The following is a 21,581-nucleotide window of genomic DNA, read 5'->3' on the forward strand; positions in this document are numbered from 1 at the left end:
GGTACCGCGTTCGAGGTAGTTAGTCGATCCGAAACGTCACTGCGTTCCGCAGGCTCCGAGCCGTCTCGAGGTGGGACTCGAGGAGAGCTTCGTCAGTTGGCTCCCCATCTTCGGACGCGAATTCGTCATCGTCGTCGACCCGCCCACGCGCACTCACTGTAATATGTCCCATCTTCCGTAGCGGCCGAACCTCTCGCTTACCGTACCAGTGAAGGTGAGCCGCCGGGGTCTCGAGAATCCGTTCGACGTTTTGCAGGGTCGCTTCCCGTTCCTCGTCGACGTCACCCAGCAAATTCGTCGAAACGGTCGGCGCGCGAAGGCCGGTCGATCCGAGCGGCCAGCCCAACACGGCTCGAACGTGCTGTTCGAACTGCGAGCTGTGTGCGCCCTCGATCGACCAGTGACCGGAGTTGTGCGGTCGCGGAGCGATTTCGTTCAGGAGCAGTTTGCCGTCGGGCGTTTCGAACAGCTCGATCCCGTAAACGCCCCGTCCGTCCATCACCTCGAGAACGTCCGTCGCGAGGGCTTTGGCCCGCTCTCGAGTGTCGGGATCCGAACGGGCGGGAACGAGCGTCTCCCGCAAAATCTCGTCTTCGTGGACGTTTTCGCCGACGGGGAACGACGCAGTCTCGCCGTACCCCTTGACGGCGATGACCGAAATCTCCCGCGCAAAGTCCACGAACGATTCGACCATCGCAGGGCCGGCGACCGATTCGAGGGCCGCATCCGCGTCGGCTTTCGACTCGACGGGGACGTTTCCGCGGCCGTCGTACCCGCCGGTTCGCGCCTTGAGCATCACCGGCGTGCCGTAGTCGTCGATCGCTTCGCGGATGTCGGCCGCGTCCTCGACGGCCCGGAACGGCGGAACCGAGATGCCGGCATCCTCGAGTTCGCGTTTCTGGACGAGCTTGTCGTGGATCGTCTCGAGCGTTCCCGGACGCGGGTGGACCGCCGTGTCCGTCTCCTCGCTCACTCGCTCGAGTACTTTCTGATCGGCGAGTTCGATCTCGAACGTGAGGACATCGGCTCGTTGCGCGAGTTGGCGAATCCCCTCCTCGTCGTCGAACTCGGCGACGATCTGGTCTCGAGCGAGCGGCGCTGCGGGACAGTCTGGCGTCGGATCCAGAACGATAACCTCCACGCCGATCGGGCCTGCCGCTTCGGCGAGCATCCGTCCGAGTTGGCCGCCGCCGACGACCCCGAGCGTCGGTCCGGGCGACTGTAACGTCGTCATCGAGCAGTCATTAACGCCGACTGCGTTTAAGAATTAGTGATTCGCGTTCCGCTTTGCTCCCGGAGTCAAATCATGCACGTCGTTGGTCGTTTCGACCGAGTCGGTGACCGTTGCTCTCGCAGTCAGTCCTCGAGGGCGGATCAACAAAACAAAATAGCCGCTCGACCGGTCGATTCGGTTCAGCAGCTACAGGAAAACGGCGCGCTCGTCGTAGTTGTAACGGTGACCGTCGTCGTGGTCGTAATCGTATCGTTGGCTCGGATCGGAGCGAGTTCGCGAATGTCGAACTCCGAATCGAAGTCGGCTTTCATTGCTTCGAAACCGCCAATCGTATTCTGGACTGTGGACATACCCACCCTACAATTCATACCACTAATAATTAAAACTTTCGTGTGTGTGGGCCGAAAGTATTTGGGGTGCTGTTGCGATCGTCGTCAGAAAATGGGGGATTGCGTTAGTCGACCGTTCCGGTGGTAGTCGTCGTGGTAACAGTCGTCCACGTCGTGAGTTGGACGGTCGGATTCGACGCGGTATCCGGTTCGAACGTCGAATCAAACTGACTCTTCAGGGTGACTGATCCACCGATCGCATCTACATCTTGGTTTACAACTGCCATAACCAGATGGAAAATATAGGAAGGGAAACTTAAATCATTCTATCAATCTCAGAAATAACAAGATTTGGCAAATGTTCCGTCAATCGCATCGAATACACCGCACTATGTTTACCACTATCTCATAAGCAGATGTATTTAACACTACTAATAAGTGTTAAATGCATGGGTAATATACGATTTAATATATGAACGGCGAGGCAGAAGTTTCGAATCAATATCCGGCAGACGAATCCCGTTCCCGCAGCCGGTCCGAGACGGTCGTATCCGTTGACGGGATAACGAAATCGTACGGCACCGGTTCGGATACCGTCACCGCGGTAGACGGGGTCTCGTTCGAAGTCGAGGAAGGAACTGTCGTCGGCCTGCTCGGCCCGAACGGCGCCGGAAAAACGACGACCATCAAAATGCTTCTGGGTCTCGTTCGACCCAGTGACGGCGTCGCCCGACTCTGTGGAACCGACGTCGAGGGGTCGCCCGAAACGGTGTACCGGTCGGTGGCGGCGATGCTCGAGGGGGCACGAAATATTTATTGGCGACTAACAGTTCGTGAGAACGTCCGATTTTTCGCCCGCCTCGGGGACGAACCGGCTGACCCGGATCGAGTCGATCGGGTCATTTCGCAGGTCGGTCTCGAATCGAAAGCCGACACCACCGTCAACGAACTCTCGCGAGGAATGAAACAAAAGGCGTCGCTGGCGTGTACGCTCGTTCGGGAGACTCCGATCGTGTTTCTCGACGAACCAACGCTCGGGCTCGACGTCGAGAGTTCGTTGGAGCTGCGCCAGGAACTTCGGCAACTGGTCACTCGAGACAGCCGGACAGTGCTCCTCTCGAGTCACGACATGCAAGTAATAGAGGCGGTCTGTGATCGCGTTATCATCCTGAACGAGGGTGAAATACTCGCCAACGACACTGTCGAAAATCTCCTGGACGTCTTTCACACCCAAACCTTTCGCATCACTGTTCGGGGCCAACTATCGACTGACGTCCAGACCGAACTGACCGAACGATTCGGCGCCACTCGGTGGACCGATCGCGGTGATCGTCACCGCTTCGAGACGACCGCCGTGCGGGGAAACGAGTTCTACGCGATGATGGACGTTCTTCGAGAGTCATCGACGACGTTCGTGTCCGTTGACACCGTCGAACCGGACCTCGAAGAGGTCTTCTTGCACATCATCGACGACGGTGAGGTGTAGTTGAATGACTAGCCACCAGAGACTCCTGATCGCGGTGTTCGAAAAGCAGTTCATCCTGCTCAAGCGCTACTGGCTCAACACGGTCCTGATGCTTCTCGGCGTCTATATCATGTTTGCGATGGCCTTTTTCGGCGGACAAACGGTCGGCGGTGACAACATCGATAGCGCTCTTGATACCGTCGTCATCGGATTCTTCCTGTTTCTGGCCGCGAGTGCTGCATACTTCGATGTCGCCCGAAGCATCATGCAGGAAGCCCAGTGGGGAACGCTCGAGCAGTTGTACATGTCTCCGTTCGGCATCGGCCGCGTGCTGGGAGTCAAGACGATCTTCAACGTCGTCGTCAGCACCGGGCTGGCGATCGGGTTGCTGGGATTGATGCTCGTGACCACCGGTCGATCGCTTGCGATCGACGTCGTCACGATCGTTCCGCTACTCGTCATAACGATCCTTCCGGCGGTCGGGATCGGCTACTTCGTCGCCGGGCTCTCCTTGCTCTACAAGCGAATCGAGAACGTACAGCAGTTGCTTCAGTTCGGTTTCGTGGGGCTGATCGCGGCTCCAGGAGTGGTTCAGGGGCCGATTTTGGCCCTCCTGCCGTTGAGTTACGGCAGCGACCTCTTGACGCGAGCGATGATAGACGGGACCAGACTCTGGGAGTTTTCGCCGGTCGAATTGACAGCTCTCGTGGCGAGTAGTCTCGCGTATCTTGCCGTCGGATACGTCATCTTCGGTTGGTTCGTCGGGAAAACCCGCGAGCGCGGCATCATGGGCCACTACTGAGGCCCCGGCGTGCTCTCGATCTAGCACAACGACTGGAGCTGGCGTCCGCGACACTACCCGCTCCGAAACGGTCAGGACGGGAGTATCAGGGGCGTTCGAATTCAGGCTCTCGGCTGGTGTCCTTGTCGGACCGAATCGCAGCAGTATCGTTCGGGCCCGACGGTTCGGTTTCGAGGACAGTTTCGAGCCGTTGCTCGAACTCCGCCTCAGTGAGTTCACCGCGTGCGTACTTGTTTTGGAGCGCCTCGAGTGGATCGGTCGCGTTCCTCTCGGCGGGCGCGCCGGAGTCGGCCGATTCGGATTCTACGTGAGACGTGTCCGCGAGCCGCCCCGCGACCGCGAACGAAACGGTGAGACTCACGACGAGTGCGAGTGCGAACACCGCGGCGAACGTCGAACCCAAAAGCGCGAACAAGAGGACGATCGGAACGCCAAGGGCAGCAGCGAAAAGTCCAGTTTTGGCTCCCCAATCCATTAGATTACAGTACGTAGCTGACAGTGAAAAATGTGGCGTTCGATCCCTCATTTTGCGACTCGAATCAAACTCGGTACAGTATGATGAAAATACACGAGAGAGCACCGACGAACACGGAGAGAGGAGAAACCAGATCCGTTGCCAGCGCACTTAAAATCTCAACGACGATCGGTATTTCTATCCCACACGCCAATATATAATCAAAACAGTAATTAGAAAAGTAACATAACAATCGTTCAGTGGCCACCGAAACACTATGAGCCAAATATTCAGTGAAACAGAACAACGACGAATCGCCGCGCAGTCTCAAACGCTTCTCGAACGACTCTCGAATCCAGACGCGTTCGAGTACGCGGTCGACGACGCTGTGGCTACCAAACGCGTCGAAGCGTGGCGCGAGCAGTATCCCGACGAGGAATCGTTTCGTCGCCGAATCGAACGCGTCAATTGTTCACGAGACGATCTACGGCGGGCGGCCTGCGTCGATACGCTGGCCGAAGGCGAGGAGGTACCGACCTGGGTGGATCGGTTAGACGCACTCGCAGCGACGCTCGAGTCACGGTCTCCGGACGAGTTCCCGGAAAATTTGATCCCAAATCCGGAAAAATGGGTCCGCAAGGAGCGGGAGAAACCGTTCGGTGCACTTTCAGCAGCCATCGCGGAGCACGCTCGAGAGCAACTCGATGACATCGCTCTCGAGGTCCTGTCCGGTGAAACGATCGGGATCATGCAGGAGTGGTTCCGGGTTCGGTTCGAGACTCGTTTTTCACGGATTCTGTACGTCGAATTCAAAACGTACATCGCCGCACACGATCGAGAGTTGGCTCACGCGGATCCCTCCGCGTTCACGGAGCGACCGACAGCGTACTACGATCAGTTTATCGAGGCGCTCTTTTCTGGTGCGTTCCCGTCTCTGTGTCTGGAGTATCCAGTCTTCGCTCGACTGCTCACGACCCAGATAAGACAGTGGCACGAACACCTCGAGGAGTTCAGTCGTCGCCTGCGGTCCGACCGCGAACTACTCGCAGAGCGCTTTACCGAGGACGGCGATCTCGGCGATGTCGTCGAAATTTATTCGCTCGCGGACGACACGCACGGCGACGGGCGTGCGATAATGCGCGTCGAGTTCGAGTCGGGCGTAACCGTCGCGTACAAACCTCGAAGCGTCGAGGCCGGTGCGACGTTCTACGACGTCCTCGCCGACCTCGAGGAGTATTTGCCGGTCACGATGGGCGTCGAACCGACGTACGTGTGTCGCGACGACTACGGATGGATGGGGTGGGTCGAACGGCGGGACTGTCGAACTGAACGCGATGTCGAACGATACTACCGCCGTGCCGGTGCTCTCAGTTGCCTCGCGTACTTTCTCGAGTTTACCGACTGTCACCTCGAGAATTTGATCAGCGCGGGCTCGACCCCCGTGCTCGTCGACGCCGAAACGATCTTCCATCCGTACATCGGCCCCGATCGCTCCCCGATGCCGACCGGCGTTCAACAGTTCGTGCAGAACAACGTTCTGTTGAGTCTATTGTTGCCGTACAAAATCGGCGGTTCGGCGGCGGAACTCGGTGGTGGGGATATGTCGGAACTGATGGCCGGAATCGGTGTCTCCGACGACGACGCGACGCTAACTCACGTCAGTTCGCCCCGGCTCGAGGCCGTCAACACTGACGTGATGACGGTCGAACGCGAGCACCCGGCCGTCGACCGTAGCGACAACGTACCGAGGGTAGACGGTCACGCACGGCCGCCGGACGAGCACGCGACAGCGGTCGCCACCGGATTCGAAGAGACGTACAGATCGGTACTCGAATTGCGAGATTCCGGGGCGTTGTTCGACGAGATTGAACTATTCGATCGATTCTCGGCGATCGAAAACAGACTAGTGTACCGACCGACACAGGTGTACGCGACTCTTTTGCGAAAAATGTGTTCGCGGGCTTCGCTCAGTGATGGGTTCCGGTTCGGTGTGGCGATGGAGGAGTTGGCGGTCCCGTTTTGCGATGGGACCGTTTCGGGCGACGTTCCGTGGCAACTCTACGATTCCGAGCGCGTGGAGCTGCGGCGGCTGGATCCGCCCCGATTCACGTCCGAAACCGACCGAACGGAGATCGAATTCAGCGGTGACGCGACGGGCGTCGACACCGGAGTCTCCGGAATCAGCCGAAGCCGAGACCGGATCGATTCGGCTTCGATTACGGATATGAACACGCAACTCGAGTTGATACGGGGCTCACTCGGGGAGAAACCGGATCCGTCGACTTCTTTCGAAGGAACGGTTCGCTCCGGCGATCCGTCGACCGACAAAGCCTCGTTCCGCTCCGAAGCGGCGGCGATATTCGACCGGATTCACCGACTCGGGTCGACGCGGGGAAGCGAGGAACTGAATTGGACATGGGTAGAGTCGATCGACACGACCGACCGGCTGACGATTCACCCGTTCGACGAGACGCTACACGTTGGGGACGGCGGGGTCGCACTTCTGGCTGCGAGTCTGTACCGACTCTCCGGTGAGAATCGGTACGCAACCGTCGCACGCGACGTAATCGAACCAACCCTTCGATCAGTCCAGTCCGCGCGGGTCACCCCGTCGATGTCGAAACACGGTGGAGTGACCGGGATCGGATCCGTGATCTACGGACTCGCGACCGTCGGTGCGTTGCTCGAGGACGAAGCTATACTTCGGACGGGCATTCGGGCCGCCGAATCGATACGAACGGACACCTTCGGCCCCGATCATCAGTACGATGTCTCCGGGGGAGCGGCGGGGACCATCCTCGGACTCCTCGCACTCGACGAACGGTACGAATCTGACGAACTCGTTTCGATCGCGACGGAGTGTGGCGATCATCTGCTCGACAGTCGGACCGAATCGACAGGCGGGTTCCGCGTGTGGAACACCATCGACGACTGTCCGCCGCTGATCGGATTTCTACACGGAGCGAGCGGAATCGCGTACTCGCTCGTCCGGTTATACGAGGTGACCGGCGACGACGCCTATCTGTCCGCAGCGATAGAGGCCGTCGAGTTCGAGACACAGCACTACTCCGAAACCGCCTCGGGTTGGAAGGATCGCAGACCCTGGGCCGACGACGAGTTCTCCGATCGGTGGAGTTACGGACGGGCCGGAATCGGTCTCTCGCGACTCGGGATGCAATCGTCGGTCGATCACGATCTCTTCGAACGCGACCTTTCGCGGGCTCTCGACGGGCTGACCGTCGACGAACTGTTACCGGTAGACGACCTCAGCGATGGGAACTGCGGTCGAACCGAGTTCCTCAACGCAACCACGAGACGCACCGAGCGAAGCGTACCGTCGCCGACGACGACACTGGATGAGTGTCTTGCCCGAAAAGCCGCGATCGGCTCCTATCGGACGTCCGACGAGCGGACACAGATCGACGACCCGTCGTTTCTGGGTGGGTTGGCGGGAGTCTCCTACACGATGTTGCGGATCGTAGAACCGGAGACGCTCCCGTGTGTTCTCCTCTTCGAGTGAGTTCGCGAGACGGCGGTCCGATACCCGTCGGCGACGGAAGCCGACGCGACGGTTTCGGCCGACTTCGTTCCGTGCGGTCGTTCGCGAAGAACGGTACCTCTTTTACCCGCCCTCACCACCGCCTGCGTATGACCACGCTCGGAGTGGTGGTCGCGGAGTTCAACCGCCCGATCACCGAGCAGATGGAACGAGAGGCGCTGGAGACCGCACGCGCCGCGGGCGCGGAGGTCGCCCGGACGGTGCAGGTTCCGGGAGTGTACGACGCGCCGTTGGCGGCCGATCGGCTCGCACGCCGTGAAGCGGTCGACGCCGTCGTCGTCATCGGAGCCGTCATCACCGGCGACACCGACCACGATCAGGTGATCACCGACGCGACCGCCCAGCGACTCTCGGACGTCGGCCTCGAGCGTGATACACCCGTTACACTCGGCGTAACGGGCCCCGGTATGTCCGCCGCCGAAGCGCGAGAACGGGTCGAAAACGCCGCGAAAGCCGTTGACGGGGCGCTCGACCTCGTCGCGGAACTTCCCGACGCCGATCCGCATTCGGATACCGATTCGCAGTTAGATACCAATTCAGAGTAACAATGACCATGGAATTTACCGACCGCGTAAGCCGAGTCGAACCGTCCGCAACGTTCGCGATTTCCGCACTCGCAACCGAACTCGAGGCCGACGGCGCAGACGTCGTCGACCTCTCCGTCGGCGAACCGGACTTCCCGACGCCCGAGAACATCATTCAGGCAGGCCAAGATGCGATGGACGCCGGACACACCGGCTACACGACCTCCGCGGGGATCCTCGAGCTCCGAAAATCGATCGCCAACAAGTTGGCTGATGACGGCCTCGATCACGGGCCGGAAAACATCATCGTCACGCCAGGCGCGAAACAGGCGCTCTACGAGATCGTTCACTCCCTGATCCAAGACGGTGACGAGGTCGCACTCCTCGATCCCGCCTGGGTCTCCTACGAGGCGATGGTCAAGATGGCTGGCGGCGACCTCGCCCGCGTCGATCTCTCCGAACACGACTTCGAACTCGAGCCCGCGCTCGACGATCTGGGTGAAGCCGTCTCGGACGATACCGAACTGCTGATCGTCAACTCGCCGTCGAACCCCACCGGCGTGGTCTACTCCGACACCGCGCTTGAGGGCGTTCGTGACCTCGCCGTCGAACACGACATCACCGTGATCTCCGACGAAATCTACAAAGAGATCACCTACGGCGTCGAACCGACGAGCCTGGGTACACTCGAGGGAATGGCCGATCGCACGGTCACCGTCAACGGCTTCTCGAAAGCCTACTCGATGACCGGCTGGCGGCTCGGCTACTTCGCCGGTCCCGAAGAACTGATCGATCAGGCCGGGAAGCTCCACAGCCATTCGGTCTCCTCGGCCGTAAACTTCGTCCAGCACGCCGGTATCGAGGCGCTCGAGAACACCGACGATGCGGTCGTCGAAATGACCGAGGCGTTCGAGCAACGACGGGACCTCGTCGTGGAACTGCTCGAGGACGAGGGCGTCGACGTGGCGGTTCCCGAGGGCGCGTTCTACATGATGCTCCCCGTCGACGACGATGATCAGGCGTGGTGTGAGGGTGCGATCGAAGACGCCCACGTCGCGACGGTGCCCGGCAGTGCGTTCGGCACGCCCGGCTACGCTCGAATCTCCTACGCCGCGAGCGAAGAGCGCCTTCGCGAGGGAATCGGTCGGCTCGTTGAGGAAGGCTACCTATAACTTCCCGGTATCGATACTCTCTGGGCGAAGTAGCGTAGTGGACTACAACTAACGAGCCTTTGTGCGAGCGGCTATTGGCAATGTGTTCTGACTGTTTATGTCGGAGTTGCCATCGCTTGGCAGAGGAAGGCGAAATCCCGGTTACAGACGGAGGGAAAAAGTAACACTATTGTGCGAGGGTTTCCTACCGTCTGATGAAGTCCCGTGGTGTAGTGGCCAATCATATGGGCCTTTGGTCGTGTTCGGTTCGTTCCGTCACGGAAGAGAGCCTATGACGGCAGTTCGAATCTGCCCGGGACTATAATTACCCACGGTAATTTTCTAAGTACTTCAACTCGAGTCAGTACCACCCAGACAATCAGACACCCACTTCGATACGCACACAACCACTACCGGTGAGGGTGAGACTCGAGGGGTGATCGTCTCGCCGAAACGAGAACGTGCGGGGACGGCTCTGTGCAACCGACGTATCCGTTCATGGAGTTCGTAATTGTCATGGCGGTCGGTCCACAACGAGTCCGTATGCAGATGGAACTACGGGTGTGCAAGCAGTGTCACACGGGGGCCCACGGGAACGACCAGAAGACGGCGATTACGAAAGATATGGTCAACTGCGCCGAGCAAATCCGGGAGTTCAAAGACATTATTTCGCTCGATTCGGTGTACATCACGAAGGTCGACGAAGGCGATCCCGGCGGTGCGGAGGCGCTGTCGGTGATCGTCGCGGGTATCGAAAACGACACCGTGACGCTTCGAGACACGCAACTCGTGATCGAGGACAACGATGGGACGACACTCGTGTATCCCGAACCGACGGATATCCTCGAGGTGCTCACCCGGAATCTCGATCAGATCAGCGAACAGACGCGCCAGGACGTCAGCGTCGAACTCTCCGCCGACGGGGCGGAGATGATTACCTGACGAGAGGAAAAGAGACAAACAGCGCGACCTGTAGTCCAGTCCAGTTCGGCGTCTTTGCGACTAGCGATCTTTCTACTGGTATCGCGATTCCATTAGATGACACATCACGCTCGAGTGGTACGAAGGCGCAATGGTAGTAGGGTGCATGCAAGAAAGAATTACATTCTGCGACTATAGATCACGACAAGTTTACGTCCCCGCTTTCGTAACGTCGAATCAATGAACACGGGAGCGTTCGTTTGTTCGTGCGCGGGGACGTGCGACATCGACCTCGAGGAGGCTCGAGAGAACATCGACGATGTCGACGTCTCGGCGAGCTCGAGCCTGCTCTGTGGGGAGAAAATCGACGCGTTCGAACAGGTGATCGAGGAGTACGAACTCGACGAAATGACCGTGACGTGTCCGGAAGCGAAGGCGCAGGAAAAGCTCACTCAGGTCGCCGAAGAACAGGGATTACATCCCGCCGATATCGAATTCGTAGATCAACGAGAGAGCGCGGGGTGGGTCCACGACCGCGAGGCCGCGACCGATAAAACCGCCCGCCTCGTCAACGCTGCCAACGCCCGCCGGGAGCGAGACAAGCTGCCCGAAACAAGCATCCATCGGGCCGGCCACGACGTCGCCGTCGTCGGCGACACAGACGCTGCGGTGACCCTAGCCGATTCCGCGGACGTGACCCTGATCGCGAACGGGAACGAACTCGAGGCCACGGAGGGGGACCTTGAGAACGTCGCCGTCGAACGCGGGCTCGTCACGAACGTCGACGGCTCCTACGGCGAGTTCGAGGTGACTCTCGAGGCGCGGGTGACGGACGACTGTATCTCCTGTATGAAGTGCGTCCACGAGGGTCCCGACGGGATGGTGACTAGCAACCCCGTCGACATCGATCCCGAGGCGCCGATCGGCGAGTGGATCACCGTCTGTCCAACCGACGCGATCGAGATGGAAGGCGTCGAGCGAACCCTCGAGTTCGACCAGATCGTCTACCCCGCGGGAGACGACGGTACCGTCGGCGGTCAGCGGGGCTTTCACACCGGAGAAGTCGACGCGGCGACGGTCAACGCCATTGAGCGACTGCTCGGCGGCTTCGAAGGACTCGACTTTCTCGATCTGGATATGGACGTCTGCGCCTCGGGTCACGCGGGCGAACAAGGCTGTAACGAGTGCGTCGACGCTTGCCCGCACGGTGCGGTCGATCGACCGGCCGTTGACGAAGTCTCGTTCGACCTCGGGAGCTGCCAGAACTGCGGGGCCTGTACCAGCGCCTGTCCGACCGGTGCGACGAAACTGGACGAACCGAGCAACGAGCGGATCGCCCGGGAGGTCGAGGCGCTGCTTTACTCCTCGGACGACGGCGGCTTCGTCAGTAGCTTGCTCGGCGGCTCGGATCCGGGGATTGATACCCCGATCGTCGCCTACGTCTGCTCGGAGCAGGCCCAGGAAGCCCTTCGAGAGTACGGCCGCCTCGCGGCCTCGGGACGAGCGGCCGTCGACTATCCGCCAATCCTTCCCGTCGAAGTCAACTGCGCGGATACCGTCGGCGAAGCGCACGTTCTCCACGCGCTGGCGGCCGGTGCGGACGGCGTCGCTGTCGTCGGTTGCGGCGGAAGCTGTCTGCACTCCGGACCCGATCCGAAAGCGGAACTCGTCGAACGCCTCAACCGGGCGACGACCGATCTCGGGCTCGGCGAGCGCGTCGGCTTCTTCGCACCCGAACCGGGACAGCCAGCCGCGTTCGTCGAGGACCTCTCCGAGTTCGCCGCGAACACGCTCGAGGAGTCACCAATCCCCGAGGGCGAGCACGAGGCGACCGGCGAGATCGACGATCCCGAGCGAGAGAACCCACCGTTCGATAGCCACGGATGGACCCTCGAGAGCGTCCGAGCCATCCTCGAGCACACCGATCCCGAGCGAGACGTGATTCGGGGGCTGAAGGACTTCGGTATCGTCGAGGTCGAAGACGGCTGTACGCTGACGCCGACGTGCTCGAGTTACTGCCCGACGGACGCGTTGCGTCGCACGGATATGGGGCTCGAGTTCAATCACGAACGGTGTGTCAACTGCGGGCTCTGCGAGGACGTCTGCGTCGAGGACGTCATGACCGTCTCCGACGGGCTCGATCTCTCACTGCTTCCCGAGAACAGGACAGACGAGGAGCCGTCGTGGACCGAGCTATACGAGGGTTCGATGCTCGCGTGTGCAGGCTGTGGAAAGGAGTTCACGAGCGAGGCGACCGCCGACGCGATCGAAGACCGAATCGGAGACGTCGTTTCGGGGATGGCACCGAACGCAGAGGAGAGCATCTTCGACTACTGTTCGGATTGTCGGGCGAGAATGCTCCACGGCGGGTGAAGGGCGGTTTTCACCGGCGATAAACGACCGGTTCGCACAACGCAGAAACGCCAGCGACCCTCAGTTTTCGTGTTCGATCTCCCAGTCGGCCTTCTCCGCGGCAGTCTCGAGTGGAATGAACTCCCAGTCTGCGGCTTCCGCGATCCGTTCGTCACCCGGTGCGCCGACGAGAACCATCCGCTCCGCGTAGAACATCGAATCCGGCGTGATATCGGCGAGTCGCTCGCCTGGACCGGTCTCCGAGCCGCCGAAGAAGTCGAGATCGATCCCTTCGTCGCGCTGGAACTTTCGAATGGCTGGCGTGGAAACTTTCCCGACGATACCGAGCCAGTCGCTCCAGCTACGGGCGCTCGCGACGACGAACTGCGGATCCTCGAGTCGATTGATCGCCTCGTAGGTCAAGGCCAACGTCATGTCGTCCGGGTCGGTCGCCTCGCCGTGGTTGGTTGTCCGCTGGGAACCGGCCGATTGTTCCCGCTCCGCATTGGCCTGGTTCGAAGAACCGCCGCCCGCTCCGCCCTGGGATTCGGGGACGCCAACCGGTCCCTCCGTCGTCCGCGGGACACCCGGTATCGGTTGTCGGTCCGCCGGCTCCGTCTCGCCCGTCGAATCGTCGCCATCTCCCGATTTGTCGTCTTCATCGGATTGGTCGTCGGGAGCCGTATGAGTGAGGATATCGCTGACCGTCTCCGTACCGTCTCCCGTGTTCAATGATCCGTCGCCGGAACCGGATTCGCCCCCCTCCCCTGAGACAGCGTCCGCCGGATCGTCGTCGACCGTGGCTGCTGGGACGTCCGCCCCGTTATCAAGAGTAGTTTCGCCTCCGGCTGTTTCTTCGCTCTCGGTTATCTCGCTCGAGGAGGGGTCCGGCGAACCAACCCAGGATGGTTCCGGTTCGTCATCCGGGTCGCCCTCGCCGCGCCAGAGCCAGTCGCCGTAATTGCTGTCATTCTCGCTGTCCGCCTCGGGGTCGTCGACGTCGATGTCGTCAAGATCGATGCTATCAGTCATCTTCGATTACCTCTGTCGTCGGATCGTAGCCGTCCGTCTGTGGAGCCGGTCCGTCTTCGGATGCGATTGCTTCCAGATCTACTCGATGGAGCAGTTCACTGGTCGGTCGCCCGAGCCGATCCCAGTCGCGCAACGCATAGTATTCGTCGAGTAACGTCTCGAACGAGTCCCGCTCGAGGGCGGTTCCCTCTTTCGAGGCGTTCTCGAGCGGTTGGGTCAACGGCGTCGGTAACTCGTCGTCTTCCCGCGTGAATCCCTCTCGGACGTTGAACAGTCGAACGAGCGTCCAGACGCGTTCACCGACCCGTTCGAGGTCCTCGGTATCGTGGTCGTAGCCGACCGCCGACAGCCACTCGGTTCCGAGATCCGTCTGAAACACCTCCTCTAAGAAATCGTCCGCGATCAGACACCAGAGGACTGCCCGACGATTCTGTTCGTTGACGACGGCGGCCGCTTGTTGCTCGACGCTCCAGCGTTCGCTCGTGACAGACTCGAGTTCGACCGGACGGGCTCGGCGGTGACAACCGCCCCTGTCGCTCGTGGCGTAGGCCAGGGCCATCGTCTCCGCGTTCCGAGGATCGTAGGAAGAGAGCTCCATTCCTTTGACGGTTGGAATCAGCTCCTCGCCGCCGAACCGATCCACCGCGCCGTCGACGCCGTCTGCGAGCGCGTCGCCGAGTGGCGTCGATCGGTGGGCGATCTCTTCGATAAGCGTTCGAGCCGTTTCCTCGTCGCCGAACGAGAGGTCTCGCTCGATCAGCCCCTCCTGGCTCGCCCGAACCGCCCACGCGACCGCGTTCCCGGCCGTTATGACGTCCATCGCGAATCGATCGCAGATCGCACCCAGGGTTGCGATCGCGTCGAAGTCGTCGATGCCGAGTCCCGCGCCGAGAACGATCGGCGTTGCTCCGCGCGGAACGGTTTCGCCCTCGTCGCTGTCGACGCGGAATCCGCCCGGAACCGGATCGTCGGGTCGCTCTCGGGACTGCGACTGCTTTCGAGCGCGCTCGATACCGATATCCTCGGCACCCTCGAACTGCCCCTCCTGCCAGCCGCGCGTCGGGAGGACGCCGACCTCGTTGGCGAAGTCGAGCGTCTCTAGCGTGTCGCTGGCTGCGAGCCACCGGCCGGTATCAGTCTCGGCGAAGGCTTCGCTGTACTCTGCTCGAAGGTCGTCTAACCCTTCGGGCTCCGATCCCCGTGCGACGATCGCTTTCAGGTTCTTCGAGCCCATGACGGTTCCCGCTCCGCCGCGGCCGGCGTGGTGTTCGCCACTGTCAGACGCGATGGTCGCGTATCGAATCCCATTCTCTCCAGCAGGGCCGATACAGGCGACCGCCGAATCGGGGAACTCCCCGCAGGTCGATTCAGCGTCCAGTCCCCACAGATCCGCTCGCGCCTCGAGTGTCGCCTCGCCGTCGGCAACCGAGAGAACGACCGGCTCGTCCGCTTCGCCGGTGACGAGAATCCCGAGGTATTTCTCGAGGGAGTTGGCCAAGCGTCCCGGGAACGAACCGCCGCTGTAGGAGTCGAGAAAGGCACCTGTAAGCGGCGATTTCGTGATCGCCGCGTATCGCTGCTCGCCGGGAGTATAGCCGGTTAACGGACCGAGCATGAACAACAGGACGTTCTCTGCGGAATGTGGATCCGTTCCAGCATCGAGTTCTTCGTAGAGATATCGGGCTCCGATCCCCTTTCCGCCGATGTAGTCCTCGAGCCATCGGTCGGGGATGTCTCTACCCCGTACGGTCCCCGCAGAAAGATCGACGTGGAGCATCCCGTCCCGAGTTTTCATTAGCTGATAGTTGGGTGTGTAGTCGAATTAAATGCCACGGTCCCACACATACGATATCACTTTAAATATCTCCCAGGGGAGCAGTAAATTTGTGATTTGTCGTCAAATGGAATGCTAATACCTGTCGGAGCCGAACGCCAGACAGTACTTTTATTATATTGTATCGAAATTGTCACAGTATGTCACGGTCTATAATCGACCTAGATCGCCGTGGGTTCCTCAAAGCAGGGGCAGGGGGAACACTCGCGGCAGCAGTAGGAGGGAGAACTCTCCTTCAACGGGGGGAAGCAGACGAGGAGGCGCTCGACCCGAATCCGGGCGACGAGCAAGTAAAAACCGTCTGTACACACTGTTCGGTCGGTTGCGGACTAAAAATGTCCGTCGAAGAGGATACAGTCGTCGGACAGGAGACCTGGGACGACAATCCGGTCAATCAGGGCGGACTCTGCTCGAAAGGAGCGTCACTTACGCAGTCGGTTAACTCCGAACAACGGCTGAAAAAGCCGCTAAAGCAGGAAGATGGCGAATGGATAGAGATGGAATGGGACGCCATCCTCGAGGAGATAACCGGGCGTCTCAACGAAATCCGCGACGATGTCGGCCCGCACGGAACGATGTGGGTCGGATCGGCAAAACACAGCAACGAGGCTGCATACCTCATTCGAAAGCTCTCGGCGCTGTACGGTACGAACAACATCGACCACCAGGCGCGTATTTGCCACTCGACGACCGTCGAGGGGATCGCGAACACCTGGGGTGTCGGCGCCATGACGAACAATTCGAACGATATGGCCAACGTCGATGTCAACCTAATTATCGGCCATAATCCGCTCGAGAGCCACCCCGTCGCCTGGCAGTACTTTCAGGAAGCACAGGAACGGGGCGGGAAACACATCGTCGCCGAGCCGCGATACACGAAGACCGCGGCCGCTGCGGACGACTTCTATCAGTTCCGTTCGGGAACCGACGTGGCGTTCATCTACGGCCTCATCTATCACATCGTCTTCAATCTCGAGGCCCACGACGAGGAGTTCATCGAGAGTCGCGTGATGGTCCCGACCTGGGAGGAGTTCCGCGACGATGTCCTGCCAGAGTACGACCTCGAGACCGTCTCGGACATCTGCGGGATCGACGAATCCGAGATCGAAGCACTCGCCGAAGAGCTCGCCGATGCCGACGTAAGCTGCGTCGAGTGGGCGATGGGTGGCACCCAGCACAACAACGCAACCGGCAACGTCCGCGCGTACGCGATGTTGAACCTCACGCTCGGGCACGCCGCCCAATCCGGTGGCGGCACGCCGATTTTCCGGGGCCACGACAACGTCCAGGGCGCGACCGACCTCGGCGTCGACGCTGGCAACACGCCGGGTTACTACGGCCTCGGTCCGAGTGCCTGGGAACACTGGTCGAACGTCTGGACCGAAACCGACAGTACCCCGGGCGAGATCACCTATGACGAACTGGTCGACCGGTTTCACTCGACGGACCTGATGGAAAAGCGAGGGTTCACCGTTGCCCGCTGGTACGAAGGAGTTCTCGACGACGAGTGGGAGATTTACCAACCCGATCCACTGCAGGCGGCCGTCTTCTGGGGCCACGGGTTCGCCTCGCTCACCGAGTACAAGAAAGTTCGCGAGGCGGTCAACGAACTCGACTTCATCGTCAACGTCGATGTCTTCCCGAATCAGGTCGCAGAGCTCGCAGATGATGACACCGATGTCTACATGCTTCCGGCCTCGACCAACGTCGAGGAATCGGGGAGCGTCGTCAACACGGGTCGCCAGCTTCAGTGGCGATCCAAAGCGATCGAGCCCCGTCACGATTCGAAAGCCGACTGGAAGTTGCTGTGTGAGTTCGCAGAGCATCTCGGCTTCGGCGAGCACTTCGACTACGCCGAAGTCGAAGACGTCACTCGAGAGATCAACCTGGGCGTTCGGTCCGTCGGATACGTCGGCCAGACACCGGAGCGGTTGAAGCTCCATCAGGAGAACTCGGAGCTCTTCAGTGCTGAAGACCTCCAGGCGGATCTGGACGAAGATCACGAACTGTACGACGAACTCGACGGCGATTACTACGGCCTCCCATGGCCGTGCTGGCACGATGACCATCCGGGAACACCGATTCTCTACGATGATTCGCTTCATCCCTCCGAAGGCGGGATGGACTTTCGCGCCCGCTGGTGGGGCGAAGAGGATCCCGACGTCGATCCCGAGGATCAACTTCGCGACCCGTTCGAACCCGATTGGTGGGACGACGAAATCGAAGGCGTCCCGCAGTATCCGCTTTTCAACACGGTACTCCCCGACTCAGAGAATCCGAGCGAAGCGACGATCCCGGTTGAAGCGGCGTTCGACGAGGAGATGTCGGTCTACGACACTGCCGTCGCACTGGACGAAGCCGGCTACGATGTCGACCTCGAGACGTTCGAGGAGTTCGACAACCCACAGCCCGACGCACCGTGGGGCCGAGGCCGTGCTCGGATGAAAGCCTGGAACCTCACCGACGAGATACCGGTCCACCGAGAGCCGGCGCTCACCCCGCGACCGGACCTCGTCGAGGACTATCCGTGTAACGACCGCACCGAGGACCACTGGCGCGTCGAACTGGATAACGCGAAAGTCCAGCAGGACAACATCGACGCCGTCAACGATTACGATCTGGTACTCACCTCGGGTCGACAGGTCGAGCACAAGGGAGCCGGTTCAGTGACTCGAAGTACGCAGGGAACGGCCTCGCGTGCGCCGATGATGTACCTCGAGATTCACCCCGAGGTTGCCGACGACCTCGGCGTCGAAACCGGCGAATGGATCGTCACCGAGACGCCCTACGCCGAGATGGTAGTGCAGGCGAGAGTCACCGAACGAGTCGCCCAGGACCACGCATTCGCGCCATATCACTGGAGCGGAATCCTCGAGGGCGAGAACATGATGGACAGCGTCCCAGACGGGATGGAGCCACTGGTGATCGGCGAATCGATCAACGCCGGGACCGCCCCGGCCTACGACAGAGAGACCCAGATGCAAGAGACGAAAACGACGCTTTGCAGTGTCCGGGTCGCAGACGACGATGAAGTTCCCGAACTGTCCGATCAACAGATCAAGTGGCAAGAACAGCGGATGAGCCGACACAAGCGATAGGTGATCGAAAATGAGTACACAAGAATCCAACAACGGACCGGCACGAGTCATCCCGAACTGGGAGTCCTGTATCGACTGTGGAGCCTGCGAAGTCGCGTGTCAGCGAACGTGGGATCTCCCACCTGAGACCGACCGCATTCAGGTTCTCGCACTCGATCACGGGACCGAGGACGAGACGAACAAACCGATGCAGTGTTACAACTGCTCCGAAGCGCCCTGCGTCGAAGTCTGTCCGACCGACGCGCTCCGCATCCGGGACAACGGCTCCGTTCGCGTTAGCGGCGACATGTGCATCGGGTGTCACTATTGCGGCGTCGGCTGTCCGTTCGGCGCGCCGCAGTATCCCGACGCGGGGGTTCCAGAGGCCGACGAAGCGAGCCCGCTGGGCGCTCGAGGAAACGGTCTGATGGACAAATGTACGACCTGCGAACCGCGCCAGGAAGAAGAACTGGAACCGGCCTGTTCCTCCGAGTGTCCGACCGACGCACTGCTGTTTGGCACGCCGGATGAACTCTCCGAAAAGCTCAGCGAAGACGGCGTCTCGAAGCCGTTCAACGACGAAGCGGCTCAGGTCGTCTTCGGCGACGACGCCGATGAAATCATGTCCGGGTGATCACCGATGGTACTAGAAATCACATTCGACGTTCCGTACTCCCAATGGAACTGGCAAGTCGCCGTCTACACGGCCCTGATCGGACTGGCCGCCGGTGCGTACCTCACTGGCTACGTCGCCGACCTCATCTCGTGGCAACGAGACGCCCGCGAGCACGGCCCAATCGCCAAATTCGGGTACCTCATTGGTCTGGTCGGAATCGGTCTCGGCGGCCCAATCTTGCTGAGTCACCTCGCGACCCCGTTCCGAGCGATGTTGATCCCGCTCACGATGACGAACTTCGACTCGTGGATGACCATCGGCGCGTATATGCTCGGTGGGATGGGGCTGGGAGCGTTCCTGATGTTCGCCTGGACCGCCTTCGGCAGAACACGACCGCATCGGCGCACCACCGACGAGGACGGCCCGGGGGGCGTCGCCGCTGATGGCGGAAGCGACGTTGCCACTGATGGCGGTTCCTCGGAAGGCGGCCCCGCCAAAGCCGCAACCGGCGGCGACACCGCAGACGGCGTCGGTACCGCTGAGGAACGCAACGGCGTGCTCAGCCAACTCGATGCAATTGCGGATTACACCCGCCCGACGGAGCCGGTTCGGCTCGCAATCGGCGGTGTCTTCGCCATCTTCGCCGCAGGGGTCCTCCTCTACTCGGCGATGGCGTTCGGATCGGGTTCGTTCGAACGGGTCGCACTCTGGGACAAGACGTTCCTCATACCCGTGATGCTCTTTAGCGGCCTCGGCGCGGGCCTCACCGCCTCGGTGGGGCTGGCGGCGATCACCGAGAACCCGACCAACCAGACAATCCAGAACTACTCGCTGATTGGCTCCGGGTTCCTGGTCGCAGCGCTCGGTGCACTCGCGGCAACGATCTTCCTGTTGCCCGAACAGCTTCCGGCAGCGGAGCCGGCGATCGACAACATGCTCGGGACCTATGCCTGGCTGTTCATCGGTCTCGCCGTCGTCGCTGGCATCGTCGTGCCGGTCTTGCTTTCGATCGGCGCAGTACTTGGCCAGCGCCGCGACGCACTTTCGCCGAACGCAGCCACGGCGTCCTACGCCATCGCCGGATTCCTCGTGATCGTCGGCAAGATCGCGCTATCGATGAGCTACCTGCTCGCCGCCGAGTTCACACCACTGCCACTTCCCGTTTAGTCGGCGATTTCGTTTCCAACCGAACCGATTTACTTCGAACGAGCGTAGTCACAGACAGTATACAACATGACACAGAACGATGATACGACCGACGAGCTTGCAAATCTATACGCCTTCGTCTCCGGCGTGATAGCCGATCCGCCCGACGAAGCTGCCATCGAGCGGCTTCGAGAGGAGGAGTTTCCTGCCGAGGCGAGACCACAGGCCCTCGAGAACGGATTTCGCCTGCTCAGACGGTGGTTGTCGGATGTCGACGATCCAGCCGAAGCCGCACACGAACTCAAGCGAGTGCACACGAGGATGTTCGTTGGCCCTCGCCCGAAGATGCAGGCCCACGAGTCCTGGTATGCCGACGACTATCTCGGCGAGCCGCTCGCGGCGGTCAAACGTTCCTATCGCGATCTCGACATTCATCCGTCGTCGGAGCTTCGCGAAGAGGCGGACCACGCCGCAGTCGAGTTAGCCGCACTCGAGATCCTGACTCGAGAGGAGACCGAATCCTACCGGGAAGCGTTCCTGAAGGTCCACGGCTGGTGGATCCCGGATCTGGCGACGGATATCCGACAGCTGGCGGACGAACCGTTTTACGAAGCGATCGGTTGGCTACTCGAAGGAGTGTTCGAAGCTGATACGTACCTCCTCGGGATCGATCCCGACGACCTCGATCCGGGCTACAACCAACCGCCGTCGGCGTCGTCCGATAAATAACGACCCGCTAGTAGAAGAGATCGAAGATAGTTTTCTGGCTTCGATTTGCTCTCCGTTCTTCGAGTCGACTCCCACCGGTCGGGCGCGGAGTTGATCCGGCCCAAAATCGGTCGATCGGCCGCCTACGGCCTATCCACCGTTTCGTTCGAATTCAACTCATCGCCGAAAGGATTGAGGAGCGCTCGAGTCACGAGTTCGGCGAGCAGGTCGAGGCTTCGGTACAGTCGACGGGCGATCAGGGGGATCGGTACCAAAGTGACGAGGAGATACGTTCCGGCGGCGAGCAAGAACGCCGACAGCCGGTGCTACCGTGAGTGATTCAGGGTTCGAACGCATGATCGGTCCGAATCATCACG

Annotated in this window: 17 protein-coding genes and 1 tRNA gene; 12 read left to right on the top strand and 6 right to left on the bottom strand. The window is 60.6% G+C overall.

What is annotated here, in order from left to right; genetic code table 11:
- Positions 1 to 19: 19 nt before the first annotated feature.
- The 3 genes from QNM96_RS01660 to QNM96_RS01670 all read right to left on the bottom strand — a co-directional run bounded on the left by QNM96_RS01660 (position 20) and on the right by QNM96_RS01670 (position 1,850).
- Entirely contained in the window at positions 20 to 1,234 is a 1,215-nt protein-coding gene (locus QNM96_RS01660) for a 5-(carboxyamino)imidazole ribonucleotide synthase (protein WP_283834266.1), read from the bottom strand.
- A 179-nt stretch (positions 1,235 to 1,413) separates the two neighbouring features.
- The gene (locus QNM96_RS01665; RefSeq protein WP_283834267.1) at positions 1,414 to 1,584 is read right to left on the bottom strand and encodes a hypothetical protein; all 171 of its coding nucleotides are present in this window, start codon (positions 1,582 to 1,584) and stop codon (positions 1,414 to 1,416) included.
- A gap of 104 nt (positions 1,585 to 1,688) precedes the next feature.
- On the bottom strand, positions 1,689 to 1,850 hold the full coding sequence (locus QNM96_RS01670; RefSeq protein WP_283834268.1) for a hypothetical protein: 162 nt from the start codon (positions 1,848 to 1,850) through the stop codon (positions 1,689 to 1,691).
- Positions 1,851 to 2,035: 185 nt separating this feature from the next.
- Here QNM96_RS01670 and QNM96_RS01675 point away from each other — a divergent pair, with 185 nt between their 5' ends.
- Positions 2,036 to 3,049, top strand: a complete 1,014-nt coding sequence (locus QNM96_RS01675; protein WP_283834269.1) for an ABC transporter ATP-binding protein — start codon at positions 2,036 to 2,038, stop codon at positions 3,047 to 3,049.
- Between the two features lie 4 nt (positions 3,050 to 3,053).
- Entirely contained in the window at positions 3,054 to 3,830 is a 777-nt protein-coding gene (locus QNM96_RS01680; RefSeq protein WP_283834270.1) for an ABC transporter, read from the top strand.
- 85 nt (positions 3,831 to 3,915) lie between these two features.
- Here the strand turns inward: QNM96_RS01680 and QNM96_RS01685 are convergent, their stop codons facing one another.
- Positions 3,916 to 4,305, bottom strand: coding sequence for an SHOCT domain-containing protein (locus QNM96_RS01685; RefSeq protein WP_283834271.1), 390 nt, complete (start codon positions 4,303 to 4,305; stop codon positions 3,916 to 3,918).
- Positions 4,306 to 4,561: 256 nt separating this feature from the next.
- On the opposite strand from QNM96_RS01685, the gene QNM96_RS01690 reads away from it, so the two are divergent.
- The 6 genes from QNM96_RS01690 (at position 4,562) to QNM96_RS01715 (ending at position 12,812) form a co-directional block, all read left to right on the top strand.
- Entirely contained in the window at positions 4,562 to 7,804 is a 3,243-nt protein-coding gene (locus tag QNM96_RS01690; RefSeq protein WP_283834272.1) for a type 2 lanthipeptide synthetase LanM family protein, read from the top strand.
- 128 nt (positions 7,805 to 7,932) lie between these two features.
- Entirely contained in the window at positions 7,933 to 8,388 is a 456-nt protein-coding gene (gene ribH / locus QNM96_RS01695) for a 6,7-dimethyl-8-ribityllumazine synthase (RefSeq protein WP_283834273.1), read from the top strand.
- Positions 8,389 to 8,390: 2 nt separating this feature from the next.
- Positions 8,391 to 9,539 (top strand): pyridoxal phosphate-dependent aminotransferase, encoded by a 1,149-nt coding sequence (locus QNM96_RS01700; protein ID WP_283834274.1) that lies wholly within the window; start codon positions 8,391 to 8,393, stop codon positions 9,537 to 9,539.
- Between the two features lie 198 nt (positions 9,540 to 9,737).
- A tRNA-Gln gene (locus QNM96_RS01705) sits at positions 9,738 to 9,840 on the top strand.
- Positions 9,841 to 10,061: 221 nt separating this feature from the next.
- Positions 10,062 to 10,460, top strand: a complete 399-nt coding sequence (locus QNM96_RS01710; protein ID WP_283834275.1) for a hypothetical protein — start codon at positions 10,062 to 10,064, stop codon at positions 10,458 to 10,460.
- A 219-nt stretch (positions 10,461 to 10,679) separates the two neighbouring features.
- Positions 10,680 to 12,812, top strand: coding sequence for a hydrogenase iron-sulfur subunit (locus QNM96_RS01715; protein WP_283834276.1), 2,133 nt, complete (start codon positions 10,680 to 10,682; stop codon positions 12,810 to 12,812).
- A gap of 60 nt (positions 12,813 to 12,872) precedes the next feature.
- Here the strand turns inward: QNM96_RS01715 and QNM96_RS01720 are convergent, their stop codons facing one another.
- Together QNM96_RS01720 and QNM96_RS01725 are read right to left on the bottom strand one after the other, a co-directional pair.
- A complete protein-coding gene (locus tag QNM96_RS01720; RefSeq protein ID WP_283834277.1) occupies positions 12,873 to 13,823 on the bottom strand; it encodes a hypothetical protein in 951 nt (316 codons plus the stop codon).
- The gene (locus QNM96_RS01725; RefSeq protein WP_283834278.1) at positions 13,816 to 15,618 is read right to left on the bottom strand and encodes an aldehyde ferredoxin oxidoreductase C-terminal domain-containing protein; all 1,803 of its coding nucleotides are present in this window, start codon (positions 15,616 to 15,618) and stop codon (positions 13,816 to 13,818) included. Before QNM96_RS01725 ends, QNM96_RS01720 begins: the two co-directional genes overlap by 8 nt.
- Before the next feature lie 179 nt (positions 15,619 to 15,797).
- On the opposite strand from QNM96_RS01725, the gene QNM96_RS01730 reads away from it, so the two are divergent.
- The 4 genes from QNM96_RS01730 (at position 15,798) to QNM96_RS01745 (ending at position 21,225) form a co-directional block, all read left to right on the top strand.
- The gene (locus QNM96_RS01730) at positions 15,798 to 18,755 is read left to right on the top strand and encodes a molybdopterin-dependent oxidoreductase (RefSeq protein ID WP_283834279.1); all 2,958 of its coding nucleotides are present in this window, start codon (positions 15,798 to 15,800) and stop codon (positions 18,753 to 18,755) included.
- A 10-nt stretch (positions 18,756 to 18,765) separates the two neighbouring features.
- The gene (locus QNM96_RS01735; protein ID WP_283834280.1) at positions 18,766 to 19,368 is read left to right on the top strand and encodes a 4Fe-4S dicluster domain-containing protein; all 603 of its coding nucleotides are present in this window, start codon (positions 18,766 to 18,768) and stop codon (positions 19,366 to 19,368) included.
- 6 nt (positions 19,369 to 19,374) lie between these two features.
- A complete protein-coding gene (nrfD, locus tag QNM96_RS01740) occupies positions 19,375 to 20,517 on the top strand; it encodes an NrfD/PsrC family molybdoenzyme membrane anchor subunit (RefSeq protein ID WP_283834281.1) in 1,143 nt (380 codons plus the stop codon).
- Between the two features lie 66 nt (positions 20,518 to 20,583).
- Positions 20,584 to 21,225, top strand: a complete 642-nt coding sequence (locus QNM96_RS01745; RefSeq protein ID WP_283834283.1) for a molecular chaperone TorD family protein — start codon at positions 20,584 to 20,586, stop codon at positions 21,223 to 21,225.
- The last annotated feature ends 356 nt before the right edge of the window (positions 21,226 to 21,581 follow it).

The sequence above is a fragment of the Halostagnicola sp. A-GB9-2 genome (assembly GCF_030068615.1).
Classification (GTDB): domain Archaea; phylum Halobacteriota; class Halobacteria; order Halobacteriales; family Natrialbaceae; genus Halostagnicola.

Coding starts and splice junctions, on each gene's coding strand:
- QNM96_RS01660 (WP_283834266.1), bottom strand. CDS start 1,234: ATGACGACGTTACAGTCGCCCGGACCGACGCTCGGGGTCGTCGGCGGC.
- QNM96_RS01665 (WP_283834267.1), bottom strand. CDS start 1,584: ATGTCCACAGTCCAGAATACGATTGGCGGTTTCGAAGCAATGAAAGCC.
- QNM96_RS01670 (WP_283834268.1), bottom strand. CDS start 1,850: ATGGCAGTTGTAAACCAAGATGTAGATGCGATCGGTGGATCAGTCACC.
- QNM96_RS01675 (WP_283834269.1), top strand. CDS start 2,036: ATGAACGGCGAGGCAGAAGTTTCGAATCAATATCCGGCAGACGAATCC.
- QNM96_RS01680 (WP_283834270.1), top strand. CDS start 3,054: ATGACTAGCCACCAGAGACTCCTGATCGCGGTGTTCGAAAAGCAGTTC.
- QNM96_RS01685 (WP_283834271.1), bottom strand. CDS start 4,305: ATGGATTGGGGAGCCAAAACTGGACTTTTCGCTGCTGCCCTTGGCGTT.
- QNM96_RS01690 (WP_283834272.1), top strand. CDS start 4,562: ATGAGCCAAATATTCAGTGAAACAGAACAACGACGAATCGCCGCGCAG.
- ribH (WP_283834273.1), top strand. CDS start 7,933: ATGACCACGCTCGGAGTGGTGGTCGCGGAGTTCAACCGCCCGATCACC.
- QNM96_RS01700 (WP_283834274.1), top strand. CDS start 8,391: ATGACCATGGAATTTACCGACCGCGTAAGCCGAGTCGAACCGTCCGCA.
- QNM96_RS01710 (WP_283834275.1), top strand. CDS start 10,062: ATGCAGATGGAACTACGGGTGTGCAAGCAGTGTCACACGGGGGCCCAC.
- QNM96_RS01715 (WP_283834276.1), top strand. CDS start 10,680: ATGAACACGGGAGCGTTCGTTTGTTCGTGCGCGGGGACGTGCGACATC.
- QNM96_RS01720 (WP_283834277.1), bottom strand. CDS start 13,823: ATGACTGATAGCATCGATCTTGACGACATCGACGTCGACGACCCCGAG.
- QNM96_RS01725 (WP_283834278.1), bottom strand. CDS start 15,618: ATGAAAACTCGGGACGGGATGCTCCACGTCGATCTTTCTGCGGGGACC.
- QNM96_RS01730 (WP_283834279.1), top strand. CDS start 15,798: ATGTCACGGTCTATAATCGACCTAGATCGCCGTGGGTTCCTCAAAGCA.
- QNM96_RS01735 (WP_283834280.1), top strand. CDS start 18,766: ATGAGTACACAAGAATCCAACAACGGACCGGCACGAGTCATCCCGAAC.
- nrfD (WP_283834281.1), top strand. CDS start 19,375: ATGGTACTAGAAATCACATTCGACGTTCCGTACTCCCAATGGAACTGG.
- QNM96_RS01745 (WP_283834283.1), top strand. CDS start 20,584: ATGACACAGAACGATGATACGACCGACGAGCTTGCAAATCTATACGCC.